This window comes from Streptomyces rishiriensis (genome assembly GCF_003112535.1).
Classification (GTDB): Bacteria; Actinomycetota; Actinomycetes; order Streptomycetales; family Streptomycetaceae; genus Streptomyces; species Streptomyces rishiriensis.
This window is the reverse complement of record NZ_BEWA01000012.1, coordinates 687,773-704,159: the sequence shown is the minus strand read 5'-3', so window position 1 is coordinate 704,159 and position 16,387 is coordinate 687,773. Positions and strand designations below refer to the sequence as shown.

General features: G+C 72.1%; 16 protein-coding genes. 11 read left to right on the top strand and 5 right to left on the bottom strand.

The window, feature by feature from the left end:
- Positions 1 to 153 precede the first annotated feature (153 nt).
- The 5 genes from Sri02f_RS22460 to Sri02f_RS22440 all read left to right on the top strand — a co-directional run bounded on the left by Sri02f_RS22460 (position 154) and on the right by Sri02f_RS22440 (position 5,783).
- A complete protein-coding gene (locus Sri02f_RS22460; protein ID WP_109003089.1) occupies positions 154 to 1,212 on the top strand; it encodes a LacI family DNA-binding transcriptional regulator in 1,059 nt (352 codons plus the stop codon).
- Positions 1,213 to 1,379: 167 nt separating this feature from the next.
- Positions 1,380 to 2,744, top strand: coding sequence for a glycoside hydrolase family 10 protein (locus Sri02f_RS22455; RefSeq protein ID WP_109003088.1), 1,365 nt, complete (start codon positions 1,380 to 1,382; stop codon positions 2,742 to 2,744).
- Positions 2,745 to 2,845: 101 nt separating this feature from the next.
- Positions 2,846 to 3,889, top strand: coding sequence for an LCP family protein (locus tag Sri02f_RS22450; RefSeq protein ID WP_109003087.1), 1,044 nt, complete (start codon positions 2,846 to 2,848; stop codon positions 3,887 to 3,889).
- A 116-nt stretch (positions 3,890 to 4,005) separates the two neighbouring features.
- A complete protein-coding gene (locus Sri02f_RS22445) occupies positions 4,006 to 4,362 on the top strand; it encodes a YciI family protein (protein ID WP_109003086.1) in 357 nt (118 codons plus the stop codon).
- Between the two features lie 188 nt (positions 4,363 to 4,550).
- A complete protein-coding gene (locus tag Sri02f_RS22440) occupies positions 4,551 to 5,783 on the top strand; it encodes an RNA polymerase sigma factor (protein ID WP_245970745.1) in 1,233 nt (410 codons plus the stop codon).
- A 51-nt stretch (positions 5,784 to 5,834) separates the two neighbouring features.
- On the opposite strand, the gene Sri02f_RS22435 is transcribed toward Sri02f_RS22440, so the two are convergent.
- On the bottom strand, positions 5,835 to 7,022 hold the full coding sequence (locus Sri02f_RS22435) for a class I SAM-dependent methyltransferase (protein WP_109003084.1): 1,188 nt from the start codon (positions 7,020 to 7,022) through the stop codon (positions 5,835 to 5,837).
- Positions 7,023 to 7,182: 160 nt separating this feature from the next.
- On the opposite strand from Sri02f_RS22435, the gene Sri02f_RS22430 reads away from it, so the two are divergent.
- From Sri02f_RS22430 to groL, 4 genes are all read left to right on the top strand, one after another.
- Positions 7,183 to 8,184 carry a polysaccharide deacetylase family protein gene (locus Sri02f_RS22430; protein ID WP_109003083.1) on the top strand — a complete coding sequence of 334 codons (1,002 nt, stop codon included), beginning with the start codon at positions 7,183 to 7,185 and terminating at the stop codon, positions 8,182 to 8,184.
- On the top strand, positions 8,181 to 8,978 hold the full coding sequence (locus tag Sri02f_RS22425; protein ID WP_109003082.1) for a polysaccharide deacetylase family protein: 798 nt from the start codon (positions 8,181 to 8,183) through the stop codon (positions 8,976 to 8,978). The genes Sri02f_RS22430 and Sri02f_RS22425 overlap by 4 nt, the downstream gene beginning before the upstream one ends.
- Before the next feature lie 294 nt (positions 8,979 to 9,272).
- Positions 9,273 to 9,581 (top strand): co-chaperone GroES, encoded by a 309-nt coding sequence (gene groES, locus Sri02f_RS22420; RefSeq protein WP_020132158.1) that lies wholly within the window; start codon positions 9,273 to 9,275, stop codon positions 9,579 to 9,581.
- Between the two features lie 112 nt (positions 9,582 to 9,693).
- Positions 9,694 to 11,319: a chaperonin GroEL gene (groL, locus tag Sri02f_RS22415; RefSeq protein ID WP_109003081.1), complete on the top strand. Its 1,626-nt coding sequence runs from the start codon at positions 9,694 to 9,696 to the stop codon at positions 11,317 to 11,319.
- Between the two features lie 100 nt (positions 11,320 to 11,419).
- Here the strand turns inward: groL and Sri02f_RS22410 are convergent, their stop codons facing one another.
- From Sri02f_RS22410 to Sri02f_RS22400, 3 genes are all read right to left on the bottom strand, one after another.
- A complete protein-coding gene (locus Sri02f_RS22410) occupies positions 11,420 to 12,127 on the bottom strand; it encodes an ester cyclase (protein WP_109003080.1) in 708 nt (235 codons plus the stop codon).
- Between the two features lie 88 nt (positions 12,128 to 12,215).
- Positions 12,216 to 12,989: an SDR family NAD(P)-dependent oxidoreductase gene (locus Sri02f_RS22405; protein WP_109003079.1), complete on the bottom strand. Its 774-nt coding sequence runs from the start codon at positions 12,987 to 12,989 to the stop codon at positions 12,216 to 12,218.
- Between the two features lie 96 nt (positions 12,990 to 13,085).
- A complete protein-coding gene (locus tag Sri02f_RS22400) occupies positions 13,086 to 13,754 on the bottom strand; it encodes an MOSC domain-containing protein (RefSeq protein WP_109003078.1) in 669 nt (222 codons plus the stop codon).
- Positions 13,755 to 13,834: 80 nt separating this feature from the next.
- On the opposite strand from Sri02f_RS22400, the gene Sri02f_RS22395 reads away from it, so the two are divergent.
- A complete protein-coding gene (locus tag Sri02f_RS22395; protein ID WP_109003077.1) occupies positions 13,835 to 14,755 on the top strand; it encodes a LysR family transcriptional regulator in 921 nt (306 codons plus the stop codon).
- Positions 14,756 to 14,856: 101 nt separating this feature from the next.
- On the opposite strand, the gene Sri02f_RS22390 is transcribed toward Sri02f_RS22395, so the two are convergent.
- Positions 14,857 to 15,186 carry a WhiB family transcriptional regulator gene (locus Sri02f_RS22390; protein WP_109003076.1) on the bottom strand — a complete coding sequence of 110 codons (330 nt, stop codon included), beginning with the start codon at positions 15,184 to 15,186 and terminating at the stop codon, positions 14,857 to 14,859.
- Between the two features lie 380 nt (positions 15,187 to 15,566).
- Here Sri02f_RS22390 and Sri02f_RS22385 point away from each other — a divergent pair, with 380 nt between their 5' ends.
- The gene (locus Sri02f_RS22385) at positions 15,567 to 16,178 is read left to right on the top strand and encodes a response regulator transcription factor (RefSeq protein ID WP_003948568.1); all 612 of its coding nucleotides are present in this window, start codon (positions 15,567 to 15,569) and stop codon (positions 16,176 to 16,178) included.
- The last annotated feature ends 209 nt before the right edge of the window (positions 16,179 to 16,387 follow it).

The following is a 16,387-nucleotide window of genomic DNA, read 5'->3' as shown; positions in this document are numbered from 1 at the left end:
GTCAGAGGTCGGTGAGCCACCAGAGGGCCAGCGAATCCGGGGATCCTGTACGAGCGAGTGTACGAATGTTTCGAGCTGTACTTCGAATGTTCCGGGAACCTATGGCGTCCTACCAGGTTCGTCAAGAGGTCGCGTGGCGATACGATCGCCGCCATGACACCCTCGGAGCCCGTGGAAACGCGGACAGAAGCGCGGCCGACGCAGACCGCGACCCTTGCGGAGATCGCCCGCGAGGCCGGCGTATCGGCACCGACTGTTTCGAAGGTCCTCAACGGACGGGCCGATGTCGCCCCCGGCACCCGCACCCGCGTCGAGGAGTTGCTGCGCGCCCACGGCTACCGGCGCCGCCGGGCCGAGGCGACCCGCTCGCCGCTGATCGACCTGGTCTTCCACGAACTGGAGAGCGCCTGGGCGATGGAGGTCATCCGGGGGGTGGAGAACGTGGCCCGGGACGCCGGGCTGAGCGTGGTGCTGAGCGAGAGCGCGGGACGGCTCACGCCCGGGCGGACCTGGGCCGACCAGGTCGCCGCCCGCCGCCCGCACGGCGTCGTGCTGGTGCTGTCCGGGCTGGACGAGTCCCAGCGGGCGCTGCTGACCAGCCGCTCCATCCCGTTCGTGGTGATGGACCCGGCCGGCGACCCGGGCGCCGACGTGCCGTCCATCGGGGCGACCAACTGGCAGGGCGGTCTCGCCGCCACCCGGCACCTGGTCGAGCTGGGGCACCGGCGGATCGGGGCGATCAGCGGGCCGCCGCAGATGATGTGCAGCCGGGCCCGGATCGACGGCTACCGGGCCGCTCTGGAGACGGCCGGCCTGCCGGTCGACCAGGCGCTGATCAAGACCGGCGACTTCCACCACGAGACCGGCTACCGACTCGGCCGCGAGCTCCTCGACCGCCCCGACCGGCCCACCGCCGTCTTCGCCGGCAACGACCTCCAGGCCCTCGGCTTCTACGAGGCCGCGCGCGAGCTCGGGCTGCGCATCCCGGAGGACGTCAGCGTGGTCGGCTTCGACGATCTTCCGGTGGCCCGTTGGGTGGGGCCGCCGCTGACGACCGTGCGGCAGCCGCTGACGGAGATGGCCGAGGCGGCCGCCCGGCTGGTCCTCGAACTGGCGCGGTCGACGTCGCAGGAGGCGCCGACCGCGACCCGGGTGGAGCTGGCGACCAGCCTGGTGGTGCGCACGAGCACCGGGGCGCCGCCGGCCGCGTAGTGCGGGCCCCGGCCGGGCCCGGCTTGAGCTGAGGCGAGAGCGGGGCGGGAGCGGGGGGCGGTGGAGAGGAGTGGCCGGAAGTTGACGTATTGACGGGTGTGGCACACACCTCCACACTCCTCCGAAGTCAATCGGTTGAACGACCGAAACTTTCGGAGGCACCCGCCATGAGATCCTCCAGAACATCCCGCCCGAAAACCCGGCTGACCGCGCTGATCGCCGGGGTCGCCGCCGCCGCGGCCCTGCTCGTCGCGGCCCCCGCGTCCCACGCGGCGGACGCCCCGCTGCGCGACCTCGGCGCAGCCAAGGGCAAGCTCGTCGGCACCGCGGTCACCGGCTCCAAGCTCACCGGGACCTACGGTGACGTCGCCGCGGCGCAGTTCTCCTCGCTGACCCCCGGCAACGCCATGAAGTGGGGCTCGGTGGAGCCGGCCCGGGGCGCCTTCAACTGGGCCGAGGCCGATCAGATCGTGGCCTTCGCGCAGGCCCACGACCAGCAGGTGCGCGGCCACACCCTGGTCTGGCACAACCAGAACCCGAACTGGCTCACCAGCGGCAACTGGACCCCCGCCCAGCTCGGCGACCTCCTGCAGAACCACATCGCCACCGAGGTCGGCCGGTACAAAGGCAGGATCGCCGCCTGGGACGTCGTCAACGAGGCCTTCAACGAGGACGGCACCTACCGCCCGACCCTCTGGTACAACGGCCTCGGCGCCGACTACATCGCCAACGCGCTGACCTGGGCGCGGGCCGCCGACCCGGCCGCGAAGCTCTACATCAACGATTACAACGTCGAGGGCGTCAACGCGAAGTCCACCGCCCTGTACAACCTGGTCAGGTCCCTGAAGCAGCGGGGAGTCCCCATCGACGGGGTCGGCCTCCAGGCCCACCTGGTCCTCGGGCAGGTCCCCGCGACCCTCCAGCAGAACATCCAGCGCTTCGCCGACCTCGGCGTCGACGTGGCGATCACCGAGCTGGACATCCGGATGCCGCTGCCCTCGGACAGCGCCAAGCTCGACCGGCAGAAGGCCGACTACAAGGCGGTCACCGCCGCCTGCGTCGCCGTCGCCCGCTGTGTGAACCTCACCGTCTGGGGCTTCACCGACTCCGACTCGTGGGTGGAGAGCACGTTCCCCGGGGAGGGCGCGGCGACGCCGTACGACGGCAACTACGCCCCCAAACCCGCCTACTACGGCATCGCCGAGGCGCTCGGCGGCACGACCACGCCGCCCCCGACCGGCGGGTGCAAGGCCGCGTACAGCGTGGGAAGCCAGTGGAACACCGAGTTCACCGGCACCGTGACGATCTCCTGCTCGGGCGCCTCGCTGTCGTCCTGGAAGGCGACCTGGACGTACGGCGCGGGCCAGCAGATCACCCAGGCCTGGAACGCCGGCTGCACCCAGTCGGGGCCGGCCGTGACCTGTGTGAACGCCTCGTACAACGGGACGGTTCCGGACGGCGGTTCGGTGAGCTTCGGGTTCAACGCCAACTGGAGCGGGAGCAACCCGGCGCCGACGGTGACGCTGGGCTGAACCGGGGCCGGTCCCGGGGGAACCTGAGATTCTCACGAGAAAACCGGCCCGCGGTCGGCTTCCTAACAGTCCGCTCATTATTCGGACGTACGTTCCTGCCCGTGACGCGACACGAGGAGCACGGCGCAAGCGGAGCGGGAGCGGGCCGGCGGTCGAGAGCGCTGAAGGCCGCCGGCCTCACCCTGGCCGCCGCCTTGGTGGCGGGGGCCGGGACGGCGGGCTGGATCTACTGGCGACTCGACGACAACATCAAGAGCGTCGACATCGACAACGCGCTCGGCGACGACCGCCCCGCCAAGGCGGTCACCGCCCCTGCCCCCTCCGCCTCCCCGCCGCCCACCGAGGCGACGAACATCCTGGTACTGGGCTCGGACTCGCGCAGCGGCAAGGAGAACCAGAGGCTCGGCGGTGGCGACAGCACCGGCGCGCGCTCCGACACGGCGATGGTCGTGCACGTCGACGCCGGACGTACGACGGCCACCGTCGCCAGCATCCCGCGCGACACCCTCGTCACCCGCCCCTCCTGCCCGCTGTCCGGCGGCGGCTCGACGTCCGTGGCGTACGGCGCGATGTTCAACACCGCATACTCGGTCGGCGGTCCCGTCTGCGCCGTCAAGACCGTCGAGTCGATCACCGGCGTCCGCATGGACCACTACGTCGAGGTCGACTTCTCGGGCTTCGCCAAGCTCGTCGACGCGCTGGGCGGGGTCACCGTCACCACCGACGAGGACATCGACGACGACGACAGCCATCTGCACCTCGAGGCGGGCGTCCACCATCTGAACGGCGCCCGCGCCCTCGCCCTGGCCCGCACCCGGCACGGCATAGGCGACGGCAGCGACCTCGGGCGCATAGGCCTGCAGCACAAGCTCGTGAAGGCCCTGCTGGAACAGATCGCCTCCACCGACCTCCTGACCAGCCCCGGCCGGCTCTACGAGGTCGCCGACGCGATCACCGGCAGTCTCACCACGGACACCGGTCTGGACTCCCTGAGCGAGCTGACGGAGCTCGGCCGGAGCCTGAAGGGGCTGCCGGCCGACCACGTCAGGACGGTCACCATGCCCGTGGTCGCGGCGCCCTCGGATCCCAACCGGGTGGTGGCCCGGGAGCCGGCGGCGGGCGCGCTGTGGAAGTCGCTGCGATGAAGCCGCACAGGAAGCCGGAGAAAGAGTCGCGGGGAAGTGTCGATCCGGCCCGCTCCCGTTCGACGCAGGGGTGAGAGGCCGGGAAGGACCCGGCCCATCGGACCGGAGGAGTCACCATGCCCCGTTACCTGTCGCTGGTGCGGATCGACGAGAACAGCGTGCCCGCGGAGGGCCCCAGCCCCGAGCTGATGCAGCGCATGGGGGAGCTGATCGAGGAGATCACCAAGGCCGGCGTGATGCTGGAGACCGCCGGGCTGACCCCGACCGAGCAGGGCGTCCGGGTGCACTACGAGGGCGGGAAGGTCTCCGTCACCGACGGGCCCTTCACGGAGACCAAGGAGGCCGTGGGCGGCTACGCGATCATGCAGTGCAAGGACCGGGACGAGGCCGTCGAGTGGACCAAGCGGTTCGTGAAGGTCCACGAGGACTTCTGGACGGTGAACTGCGAGGTGCGGGAGATCGCGGAGGGCTGAGCGGTCCTTGGTCCGGACGTCCGGGGGGTGTTCGATGGTGGGCTGTGGAACAACAGCCCGCCTCGAACCCCCCGACCGCCCCGGACCACCGGACGGCCCCGGACCACCGGACGGCCCCGGACCACCGGACGGCCCCGGACCACCGGACGGCCCCGGACCACCGGACCGCCCCGGATCCCCGTGCCGCCATCGAGACCGTCTTCCGCCTGGAGTACCCCCGCGTCATCGCGGCCGTCGCCCGTGTCGTGCGCGACGTCGGCATCGCGGAGGAACTGGCGCAGGACGCGCTGGTGGCCGCGCTGGAGCAGTGGCCGCGCGACGGCGTGCCGGACAACCCCGGGGCCTGGCTCACGGCGGCCGCCCGGCATCGCGCCGTCGACCTGGTCCGCCGCCGGGAGAACTACGCCCGCAAGCTGCAGGAGATGGGCCGCGACCTGCAGACCACGACCGCCCCGCCCGAGGAGCCCGCCGACGCCGACGACATCGACGACGACCTGCTCAGGCTCGTGTTCACCGCCTGCCACCCGGTGCTGTCCGCCGAGGCCCGCACCGCCCTCACGCTGCGCCTGCTCGGCGGTCTGAGCACGCCCGAGATCGCCCGCGCCTTCCTGGTCCCCGAACCGACGGTCGCCCAGCGCATCGTCCGCGCCAAGAAGACCCTGGCCACCAGGAACGTCGCCTTCGAGGTGCCGTACGGACCTGACCGCGAGGCCCGGCTGGGCTCCGTCCTGGACGTGATCTACCTGATCTTCAACGAGGGGTACGCGGCCACCGCCGGCGACGACTGGCTGCGCCCGGCGCTGTGCGAGGACGCGCTGCGGCTGGCCCGGCAGCTGGCGGCCCTCATGCCGAAGGAGCCCGAGGTCCACGCGCTGGCCGCGCTCCTCGAGTTCCAGGCGTCCCGCGCCCCCGCCCGCACGGCCCCCGACGGCTCGCCCGTCCTCCTGCGCGACCAGGACCGCCGCCGCTGGGACAGACGGCTCGTCGCCCGGGGCATCGCCGCCCTGGAACGGGCCGGCGCCACCTCCGCGGCCGGGGCCCCCGGCCCCTACGCCCTCCAGGCCGCCGTGGCCGCCTGCCACGCGCACGCCCCGGCCTACGAGGACACCGACTGGACGGCCATCGCCACCCTGTACGGCCTGCTGGCCGTGCGCGCGCCGTCCCCGGTCGTCGAGCTCAACCGAGCCGTGGCCGTGTCGATGGCCGAGGGACCGGGACCCGCGCTGGAGATCGTCGACGGCCTCGCCGCCGAGCCGTCCCTGCGCGACTACCACCTCCTGCCCAGCGTCCGCGGCGACCTGCTGCTGCGCCTGGACCGTCCGGCGGAGGCCAGGGCCGAGTTCGAGCGGGCGGCCGCCCTGACGGGCAACGAGCGGGAGCGGGAGCTGCTGCTGGCCCGCGCGGCGGACTGCCTCGGGTGAGACGGGCGCCACGGCCGTCCCCGACGGCGGACGGCGGCGGCCCCGACGGCCTCAACCGGCAGGGGGCGTGCCCGCGGGGGCGCCGAGGAGCATCGTCGGCGCCCCCGCGACCCGGGTCAGGAAGACGGTCGCCGAGTGCGGCCCCCGGTCCTTGGGGAGCGCCTTCCTGCGCAGCTCCTCCGGCTCCACCGCGGACCCCCGCTTCTTCACGGTCAGGATCCCCACCCCGCGTTCCCGCAGCAGGGCCTTCAACTTCTTGACGTTGAAGGGGAGCTGATCGGTGATCTCGTACGCGGTGGCGTACGGGGTGGAGCGCAGGGCGTCGGCGGTGACGTAGGCGATGGTCTCGTCGATCAGCCCGCCGTCGACCTCGCGGGCCACGTCGGCGACCAGATGGGCCCGGACCACCGCGCCGTCGGGCTCGTACAGGTACCGGCCGACCGGCCGCACGGGCGGGTCGGGCAGATCGCCGCCGAGCAGCGTCCGCGGTCCCGGCAGCAGGGTCGCCCGGACGGCGCCCGGCTCACCGGTCCCGAACCACAGCACCGCCTCCTTCACGTCCCCGCCGTCCGAGATCCACTCGGCCTCGGCCTCGGCCGGGATCGCCTCGTGCGGCACGCCGGGCGCGATCTTCAGGGCGGCGCGGGGCGCGGCGAGGGCGGCGCCCACCGCCCAGGACAGCGGCGGCGAGTAGGCCTCGGGGTCGAAGACGCGTCCGCGTCCGCCCCGGCGTGCCGGATCGACGAACACGGCGTCGTAGCCGCCGGTGTCCACCTCGGTGACGTCCGCCTCGCGCACCTCGATCAGTTCGCTCAGCCCCAGCGCCTCGGCGTTCGCGCGCGCCGCCTGTGCCGTGACCGGGTCCCGGTCCACGGCCAGCACCCGGATCCCGGCACGGGCGAGCGCGATCGCGTCGCCGCCGATCCCGCAGCACAGGTCGGCGACCGAGGCCACGCCGAGCGCCCGCATCCGCCCGGCCCGGTAGCCGGCGACGCTCGCCCGCGTCGACTGCTCCACGCCGTTCGGCGTGAAGAACATCCGGTCCGCGTCCTCGGCCCCGAACTTCACCGCCGCCCGCTGCCGCAGCCTGGCCTGGCCGATGGCCGCCGACACCAGGCCGGCCGGGTGGTCGCGGCGCAGCCGGGTGGCGACGGCGAGCTCGTCGGCGGGGGCGGTGCCGCGCACCGCGTCGAGGAGGGCGCGGCCCTCGGCAGTGAGCAGCGGAGCAAGGTCGTTCACCCCGCCATTGTCGGCCAGCCGCCCGCCTCGCCGGTCCGGGGGCCCTGTCGGCCGGACGCGGGGGCCGACGGCGGTCGGTGTGGGCCACTCGGTGGACGGTGGCTCTCCGGCGGCGGTGTCGGTCCGGGTTCGGGGGCGGCGGCTGCGAGGATCCGGCGCCATGGGACCTGTCGTACAAGATGATGACAACCGCGGTTGTTCTCAGGGGTCGCGCCGGTGCGGGCGTACGGGAAGCCGACGCGGCCGCGGGCGTACGGGAATCCGCGGCGCGCTCGTCGTCCTCGCGCTGGCCGCCCTCGCGTCGGGCTGCGCGGGGGGCGGCGGGGGCGCCGGCGGTGCGATCCGCCCCGCGCCGGGCCAGCAGCCCGGGAAGGCCGCGCCCCCGGAGGGGGCGCCCGCCCGCGCCCTGCACGCGTACGCCGGCCGGCTCCGCGCCGCCCAGCAGGCCCGGGTCGCCGCGGCGCGGCGCTGGGGCCTGAGGAGGGTCCCGCTGACGCCCCCGGCGCCGCCCGCGCACAAGCCGGAGATCACCACCCGCAAGGGCTTCGAGGTCGACGACCAGGAGGAGCTCGGCCTGCCGCCGGTCTTCACCACGGTCCCGACCGAGGACAGGGTCGTCTTCCTCACCATCGACGACGGCGCCGAGAAGGACCCGGCGTTCCTGCGCATGATGAGCGAGCTGAGGATCCCGTACACCGCCTTCCTCACCAACTACCTGATCAAGGACGACTACGGCTACTTCAAGAAGATGCGGGATCTGGGGGTGACCCTGAACAACCACACCCTCCACCACCCCTACCTGCCCGCCCTCTCCTACGCCCGTCAGAAGCGCGAGATCTGCGGCATGCAGGAGGTGATGCGGGAGCACTACGGCGAGCGCCCCGCCCTCTTCCGGCCGCCGTACGGCAACTACGACCAGGACACCCTGCGCGCCGCGAAGTCCTGCGGCGTGCGCTACGCCCCGCTGTGGGACGAGGAGGTCTTCGTGGACCACTGGGAGTACCGGGAGTCGGACCAGGACCTCCACCCGGGCGACATCGTCCTCACCCACTTCCGCGGCCGCGACGAGTGGAAGGGCACGATGCCCGACATGGTCCGCCGGTTCCTCGACAAGGTCACGGCGAAGGGCTACGCGGTGGCCCGGCTGGAGGACTACCTGTGAGGGCACGCGGACTGACCGCCGTCCTGCTGATCCTGGCGACCCTGACCGGCTGCGCCCAGTCCGTCGACCCGATCGAACGCCTGGGAAGGAAGGCCGCCGCACAAGGGCGCGAGCCCGCCCCGGCCCCGTACCGCCGCTGGGGCCTGGCGGCGCCGCTGGCTCCCGCGCCGGCCCACCCCGCCCGCGTCCTGCCGGGCAGTCCGCAGACGGCCCTCCCGCCGGTCCTCGACCATGTCCCGACCATCGACAAGGTCGTCTTCCTCACCTACGACGACGGCGCCGAACGCGACCCGCGCTTCGTCGACATGGTCCGCGAACTGCGCCTCCCGGTGAGCATGTTCCTCACCGACAGCGTGGTCGGCCCGGGGTACGCGCACTTCGCCCGGTTGCAGTCGGTCGGCGCCAGCATCCAGAACCACACCCTCGACCACCCGGTCCTGCGCGGTCTGCCCTACGCCGGGCAGCGCGCCGAGATCTGCGGCCAGCAGGACAAGCTCCGCGCCCGGTTCGGCCTGCGCCCCCGCCTCTTCCGTCCGCCCTACGGCGCCTACGACACCACGACCCGGCGCGCCGCCGCCGACTGCGGCATCGAGGCTCTCGTCCTGTGGCGCGCCGCGATGGGCCCCACCGGCCTCACCCGAGCCCACGGCGCCCACCGCCTCCACCCCGGCGACATCATCGCCGTCGCGCCGGACGAGACGACGGGACCGGTCCTGCGCGAACGCACGACCCGCCTGCTGCGCCAGGTGCAGGACCAGGGTCTGACGGTGGGCCGCCTGGAGGACTACCTGTAGGACGCCACGCCACGCCACGCCACGCCCCGCCCTCCGCGCCGCGCCCACCGCGTCCCACCCCCGCCCGCCGGGCGGCGAAGGCGCTCGCCGGACCGAAAACATGGCCGACGCGCCGCGGGCATTGGCACTCCGCTTGACCGAGTGCTAATCGCGGTCATAGTCTCAGGTCTGGCACTCACCACTGGAGAGTGCCAACACAGCGACGGGCAGGTCCGGCACCCGCGACGACGGATCCACCTGGTCGCCACCTCAGACAGTTAACCCCGTGAGATCTCCGAAGGGGGAGGTCGGATCGTGACGACCACCAGCTCCAAGGTTGCCATCAAGCCGCTCGAGGACCGCATCGTGGTCCAGCCGCTCGACGCCGAGCAGACCACCGCCTCTGGCCTGGTCATCCCGGACACCGCGAAGGAGAAGCCCCAGGAGGGCGCTGTCCTCGCGGTGGGCCCGGGTCGCTTCGAGAACGGCGAGCGCCTGCCGCTCGACGTCAAGGTCGGCGATGTCGTCCTGTACAGCAAGTACGGCGGCACCGAGGTGAAGTACAACGGCGAGGAGTACCTCGTCCTCTCGGCTCGCGACGTCCTCGCGATCATCGAGAAGTAATTCACCCAGTTTTGCAGTGAACTGCGCCCCTGGCCCCCGCTACTTTGTGAAGCCGGGCGCTGGGGGCGCAGTTCGTTTCTCCCACGCTTTCCGAGAGGGCTGAACCGCTCCCATGGCGAAGATCCTGAAGTTCGACGAGGACGCCCGTCGCGCCCTTGAGCGCGGCGTCAACAAGCTTGCCGACACCGTCAAGGTGACGATCGGCCCCAAGGGCCGCAACGTCGTCATCGACAAGAAGTTCGGCGCCCCGACCATCACCAACGACGGCGTCACCATCGCCCGTGAGGTGGAGCTCGAGGACCCGTACGAGAACCTCGGCGCCCAGCTGGTGAAGGAGGTGGCGACCAAGACCAACGACATCGCGGGCGACGGTACGACCACCGCCACCGTGCTCGCGCAGGCGCTCGTACGCGAGGGCCTCAAGAACGTCGCCGCCGGCGCCTCCCCGGCCGCCCTGAAGAAGGGCATCGACGCCGCCGTCAAGGCCATCTCCGACGATCTGCTGGCCACCGCCCGCCCGATCGACGAGAAGTCCGACATCGCCGCCGTCGCCGCGCTGTCCGCCCAGGACCAGCAGGTCGGCGAGCTCATCGCCGAGGCGATGGACAAGGTCGGCAAGGACGGTGTCATCACCGTCGAGGAGTCCAACACCTTCGGTCTGGAGCTGGACTTCACCGAGGGCATGGCCTTCGACAAGGGCTACCTGTCGCCGTACTTCGTGACGGACCAGGAGCGCATGGAGGCCGTCCTGGAGGACCCCTACATCCTCATCAACCAGGGCAAGATCTCCTCGATCGCCGACCTGCTGCCGCTGCTGGAGAAGGTCATCCAGACCAACTCCTCCAAGCCGCTGCTGATCATCGCCGAGGACCTGGAGGGCGAGGCGCTCTCCACCCTCGTCGTCAACAAGATCCGCGGCACCTTCAACGCGGTCGCGGTCAAGGCCCCGGGCTTCGGCGACCGCCGCAAGGCGATGCTGCAGGACATGGCCGTCCTCACCGGCGCCACCGTCATCTCCGAGGAGGTCGGCCTCAAGCTCGACCAGGTCGGCATCGACGTGCTCGGCTCCGCCCGCCGCGTCACCGTCACCAAGGACGACACCACCCTCGTCGACGGCGGCGGCAAGTCCGAGGACGTCGTGGGCCGCATCGCCCAGATCAAGGCCGAGATCGAGAACACCGACTCCGACTGGGACCGCGAGAAGCTCCAGGAGCGCCTCGCGAAGCTGGCCGGCGGCGTGTGCGTGATCAAGGTCGGCGCCGCCACCGAGGTGGAGCTGAAGGAGAAGAAGCACCGCCTGGAGGACGCCATCTCCGCGACCCGCGCCGCGGTCGAGGAGGGCATCGTCTCCGGTGGCGGTTCCGCGCTGGTCCACGCCGCCAAGGTGCTGGAAGGCGGCCTGGGCAAGACCGGCGACGAGGCCACCGGTGTCGCCGTCGTCCGCCGCGCCGTCGTCGAGCCGCTGCGCTGGATCGCCGAGAACGCGGGCCTCGAGGGCTACGTCATCACCGCCAAGGTGGCCGAGCTCGACAAGGGCCAGGGCTTCAACGCCGCCACCGGCGAGTACGGCGACCTGGTCAAGGCCGGCGTCATCGACCCGGTCAAGGTCACCCGCTCCGCCCTGGAGAACGCCGCCTCCATCGCCTCCCTCCTCCTGACGACCGAGACCCTGGTCGTCGAGAAGAAGGAAGAGGAGGAGCCGGCCGCCGGCGGCCACTCCCACGGCCACTCCCACTGACCCAGGTCGGTACCCACGGCAGTAACCGAGGCCCGGCGCCCTGCAGACAAGAGGCGCCGGGCCTCGGCGTGCGTCCGCCGCTCCCGCGGCCGCCGGCCCGCTATCCCTCCAGCGCGTCCAGCGCCCCGAGCTGGTCCATCAGGCCGAGCCGGTCGTACTGCCACCAGCCCTCGACGATCTTCCCGTCCTGCCGGCACCGGAAGACGGTCGTCCCGGTCATCGTGACGTCCCTGCCCGTGGCCGGGATCCCCATGAAGTCGCCCTTGTGGACGCCGCGCCAGGTCCAGCGGTTGCACACCCGGTCGCCCTCGGCGATCTGGTCCTCGACCACGAAGTCGTAGTCGAAGCCGCCGCGCCACGCCTCGACCTCCCGCCGCATCGCGTCCATCCCCATGGTGTCCTGCGGATTGGCCGGATCGTGGTCGTGGTACTCCTCGGCGATCAGCCCGTCGAGCGGCGGCAGCTCGCCCCGCGTGCAGATCGTGTCGAAGAACAGCCGTGCCGTCCGCGCGTACAGCTGCTCGTCCCGGACGACGTCGAGATCCGTGAACGTCGGCATCTCGTCGCACAGGGCGACCAGCTCCTGGAAGACCTTGCCGGTCTCCGGGAGGTTGGAGTTGCGCATCGCCTCCTCGTAGGAGGGGAACTCCACGATCTCGATGAAGTGCGAGTCGTCGGAGCGGTCCTTGGCGACGACCGCGTGGGTCGCGGTCCGCTTCCCCCGGGTCTGCTCGACCCATGTGTCCATCAGCCGGTCCATCTCGTCGAACCGGCTGGTCCTGCAGTCGATGAGCTGTACGAACGTCATGACGCCGCCTCCGGCCCCCTGGGTCCCGGTCCCGTCCCGTCCATTTTCCCACCGGAGCGCCCACGTCACCCGTCCACCGCCGCACCCGTCACTGCGGCCCGTACTTGCGGCCCGTCCTCGAGCTGATCCCGCCCAGCAGCGACCGGGGCGTCACCTTCACCAGACCCATCAGCGCCTTGTAGCGCGGGTCGGGGATCGACAGCGACTTCCCGCGCGCCAGGTCGTGCAGCGCCGCCGCGACCAGCTTGTCCGCGTCCAGCCACATCCAGCCGGGAATGTTGTCCGTGCCCATCCCGGCCCGCTCGTGGAACTCGGTGCGCACGAAGCCGGGGCAGAGCGCCATCAGCCGCACCCCGCTGCCCGCCAGGTCCTTCGCCGCGCCCTGCGTGAACTGCACGACCCACGCCTTGGACGCCCCGTAGGTCCCGCGCGGCACGAAGGCCGCCACGGACGCCACGTTGACGACCCCGCCGCGCCCGCGCTCGCGCATCGCCGCCGTCGCCGCGGACGTCAGCCGCAGCACCGCCTCGCAGTGCACCTTGAGCATCTTCAGCTCGTCGGCCATGGACACGTCGAGATAGCGGCCCTTGTTGCCGAACCCGGCGTTGTTGACCAGCAGGTCGACGGGGTGCTTGCGGTCCCCGAGGCGGGCGGCCACCGCCTCGATGCCCCCGTCGGTGGCGAGGTCGGCGGTCAGCACCTCCGCCTCGATGCCGTGCCGGTCGTGCAACTCGGTCGCCTGCTCGCGCAGCCGCTTGGTGTCCCGTGCGACGAGGACGAGGTCGTGCCCGTCCGCCGCCAGTCTGCGCGCGAACGCGGCGCCGATCCCCGCGGTCGAACCCGTAATAAGAGCCGTTGTCATGGCGCAAGGTTAGTGACCCGCGGTGCGTGGATCCGTCCTCTGCACGCGGCCTCCCGAACGTGAAGACCGCGTGAGCGACCGTTCCGTGAGTACGGCTCAGCCTCCGTGCTCCGCCACGTACTTCCGGGCCGCGGCGAGCGACTCCGGATGCAGCGCCTCCCCGGCCGCGAGCAGCCGGGGCAGCAGCTCCCGGTGCGTGGTGCCGGCCTGGAACTGCAGACGGGCCGTCACGTCGTGATCCGGCACGTGGACGATCTCCACCGCGTCCCCCGCGCGGACGTCGCCCGCAACGATCACCCGGAGGTACGCGCCCGTGGCCGCCTTCTGCGTGAACCGCTTCACCCACTGCTTCTCGCCCAGGTGCCCCTGGAAGGTGAGACACGGTATCCGCCCGCTGGTCACCTCCAGCACCACGTCGGAGCCGATCCGCCAGCGCTCGCCGATCCGCGCCCCCGAGACGTCGAGCCCCGCCGTGGTGAGGTTCTCGCCGAACGCGCCGTTGCCCAGCGTGCGCCCCAGCTCGCGCTCCCACGCGTCGAGGTCCTCGCGCGCGACGGCGTACACCGCCTGGTCGTCGCCGCCGTGATGGCGCAGCTCGCACACCGCGTCCCCGGCCAGCCCGCTCCCCCCGACGCCCTTCGGGCCGGGCGCCGAGACCCGGACGGGCCCGTCGACCGGCCGCTTGTCGATGCCGGTCAGCCCCTGCGGCTGACCGGTGTACGGAACGGCCTTGGGGCGGCCCAGATTGACAGACAGAAGCCTCATGGGGGCACGGTAGGCGACCCCTCATCAAAGTGTCGACGCATTATTCGCGCCGCCACCCAAGGATCCCTTATCCTCGACGGATGATCGAGGCCCGTCATCTCCGTGTGCTGCGCGCCGTGGCCGCCACCGGCTCCTTCTCGGCCGCCGGGCGGGAGCTGGGCTGCACCCAGCCCGCCGTCAGCCAGCAGATGAAGGCCCTGGAGTCGTCCGTCGGTACGCCCCTGCTGGTCCGCAGCGGCCGCGAGACGCGGCTGACCCAGGCGGGCGAGGCCCTCGTGCGGCACGCGGCCGGGATCCTGTCCGGACTGACGGCGGCCGAGGAGGAGGTCGCCGCCATCGCGGGGTTGCGCGCGGGCCGGGTCCGGCTGGTCTCCTTCCCCAGCGGCAGCTCCACCCTCGTGCCCACCGCCCTCGCCGCGCTGCGCGCCGCGCACCCCGGCACCCGGGTCTCCCTGGAGGAGGCCGAGCCGCCGCGCTCGGTCGAGCTGCTCCGGGAGGGGGACTGCGACATCGCCCTCGCCTTCCGCTACGAGCGCGGCACGGACGACGGCGCCGTGGCGCGTCCCGGCGAGGGCGAGTGGGACGACCTGGTCGTGCGCCCGCTGCTGACGGACCGGCTGGTCGCCCTCGTGCCCGAGCGGCACCGCCTCGCGCGCGTGGCGTCCGTCGCCATCGACGATCTCTCCGCCGAGCCGTGGATCGCCGGCTGCCCGCGCTGCCGTGGCCAGCTGGTGCAGGTGTGCGAGCGCGCGGGCTTCACCCCTCGCATCGACTTCGCGACCGACGACTATCCGGCGGTGGTCGGCCTGGTGGGCGCCGGTCTCGGCGTCGCCGTCCTGCCCGAGCTCGCCATCGAGTCGGTGCGGCCCCGGGGCGTGCGCGCGGTCGCGCTGGAACCGGCGGTGCGGCGGGAGATCGTCGCGCTCACCCTGCCGGACCTGGCCCAGGTGCCGGCGGTGACGGCGACGCTGGAGCAACTGGGACGCGCCGCGCGGCGCTGACGCCGCGGCACGGAAAAACGGAGGGCACGCGCGTGTGCCCTCCGATTCACCGGATTTCCCTCGGCCGGCGCTTTTCCGGCCGCTATCGCAGAAACGTTCCTTCAAGTGTTCGAGGCGGCGTCCCTCGCGCCGGACGACGCCGACACCAGGCGGTTGCGCGCCCGCCCCATGAGCTCCTCGCGCTCGTCCTCGGTCAACCCGCCCCACACCCCGTACGGCTCGCGAACCGCCAGGGCGTGCGCCGCGCACTGTGCGCGGACCGGGCACCTCATGCAGACCTCCTTGGCCGAGTTCTCTCGAGCGCTCCGAGCCGCCCCGCGCTCACCCTCCGGATGGAAGAAGAGCGAACTGTCCACTCCGCGGCAGGCAGCCAGGAGCTGCCAGTCCCACAGGTCCGCGTTCGGTCCGGGAAGGCGGGAGAAATCTGCCATTGCGTGACCCCTTGTAGCCGTTCTGAGCGGATACGGTGTCCACGACCGTACAACTACGATCTAAGGAGATGAAAATATGACTCATTGCGAATCTAGCCTCAGACACCAGTAAAAGGGAAGAAATAGGGCCGAATGGGGCACGGGTTGTGATGAAAGCTTGAGGGTCCGTGTGGCTGACTCCTCCGTGTCCGTCCCCTCACGTAGAGTGCCGAAGAATGCACGCGGCCCCGTAACTCTTTCGAGTGACCATCGTTGAGAGTGCGGTGGCGGTTGGAAACACCAAACGCTCGGGCAGGCGTCCGAGACGGTCGACCGCACAGGTGACGATTCGTAACAGCCTGGAGGCACAAGGTGACGCGCATCAGCTGCGGAGGGCGGCCATGACTTCCGTCCTCGTCTGCGACGACTCCCCGCTCGCCCGAGAGGCGCTACGCCGGGCGGTCGCGACCGTGCCCGGCGTCGAGCGCGTGACGACGGCGGCCAACGGCGAGGAAGTCCTCCGCCGCTGGGGCGCCGACCGCTCGGACCTGATTCTGATGGACGTGCGCATGCCCGGACTGGGCGGCGTCGAGACCGTACGGCGACTGCTGTCCGCCGACCCCGGGGCGCGCATCATCATGCTGACCGTCGCCGAGGACCTCGACGGCGTCGCCCTCGCGGTCGCGGCCGGCGCCCGCGGCTATCTGCACAAGGACGCCTCGCGTGCTGAACTGCGCGCGACCGTCACCCAGGCGCTCGCCGACCCCACCTGGCGGCTCGCCCCGCGCCGGCTGCGCTCGGCCGAGATGGGCGCGGCCCCCACGCTCACCGCGCGGGAGATCCAGGTCCTCGAAGGCATGAGCCACGGCCGCTCCAACGCGGAGATCGGCCGTGAGCTGTTCCTCTCCGAGGACACCGTCAAGACCCACGCCCGACGGCTGTTCAAGAAGCTCGGCGCCTCGGACCGCGCGCACGCGGTGGCGCTCGGCTTCCGGTGGGGACTCGTCCGCTAGCGCCGTCCCCGCCGCCCGCCCGGCCCGCGGCCCCGGACCGTTCCGGGGCGGGACGGGTCTGGGGCGTCCGGCGGATCGCACCGGTTCCGGGTGACATCGGTCATTCATCGAGGAGAGCGGGCTCATGGGCGAACCTCCCTGCTCAGAGGCGGTCCGGGGGCCGGCCGAGAGCTCCCGGCGCCGCACGGCGGGCGGGAGCGGCACGGCAT

What these genes read in the sequence shown, in the direction of transcription:
- Sri02f_RS22395 (WP_109003077.1), top strand. Translation starts at nt 13,835, where the DNA reads ATGATCGAGGCCCGTCATCTCCGTGTGCTGCGCGCCGTGGCCGCCACC.
- Sri02f_RS22430 (WP_109003083.1), top strand. Translation starts at nt 7,183, where the DNA reads ATGGGACCTGTCGTACAAGATGATGACAACCGCGGTTGTTCTCAGGGG.
- Sri02f_RS22390 (WP_109003076.1), bottom strand. Translation starts at nt 15,186, where the DNA reads ATGGCAGATTTCTCCCGCCTTCCCGGACCGAACGCGGACCTGTGGGAC.
- Sri02f_RS22445 (WP_109003086.1), top strand. Translation starts at nt 4,006, where the DNA reads ATGCCCCGTTACCTGTCGCTGGTGCGGATCGACGAGAACAGCGTGCCC.
- Sri02f_RS22455 (WP_109003088.1), top strand. Translation starts at nt 1,380, where the DNA reads ATGAGATCCTCCAGAACATCCCGCCCGAAAACCCGGCTGACCGCGCTG.
- Sri02f_RS22400 (WP_109003078.1), bottom strand. Translation starts at nt 13,754, where the DNA reads ATGAGGCTTCTGTCTGTCAATCTGGGCCGCCCCAAGGCCGTTCCGTAC.
- Sri02f_RS22460 (WP_109003089.1), top strand. Translation starts at nt 154, where the DNA reads ATGACACCCTCGGAGCCCGTGGAAACGCGGACAGAAGCGCGGCCGACG.
- Sri02f_RS22410 (WP_109003080.1), bottom strand. Translation starts at nt 12,127, where the DNA reads ATGACGTTCGTACAGCTCATCGACTGCAGGACCAGCCGGTTCGACGAG.
- Sri02f_RS22405 (WP_109003079.1), bottom strand. Translation starts at nt 12,989, where the DNA reads ATGACAACGGCTCTTATTACGGGTTCGACCGCGGGGATCGGCGCCGCG.
- groL (WP_109003081.1), top strand. Translation starts at nt 9,694, where the DNA reads ATGGCGAAGATCCTGAAGTTCGACGAGGACGCCCGTCGCGCCCTTGAG.
- Sri02f_RS22385 (WP_003948568.1), top strand. Translation starts at nt 15,567, where the DNA reads ATGACTTCCGTCCTCGTCTGCGACGACTCCCCGCTCGCCCGAGAGGCG.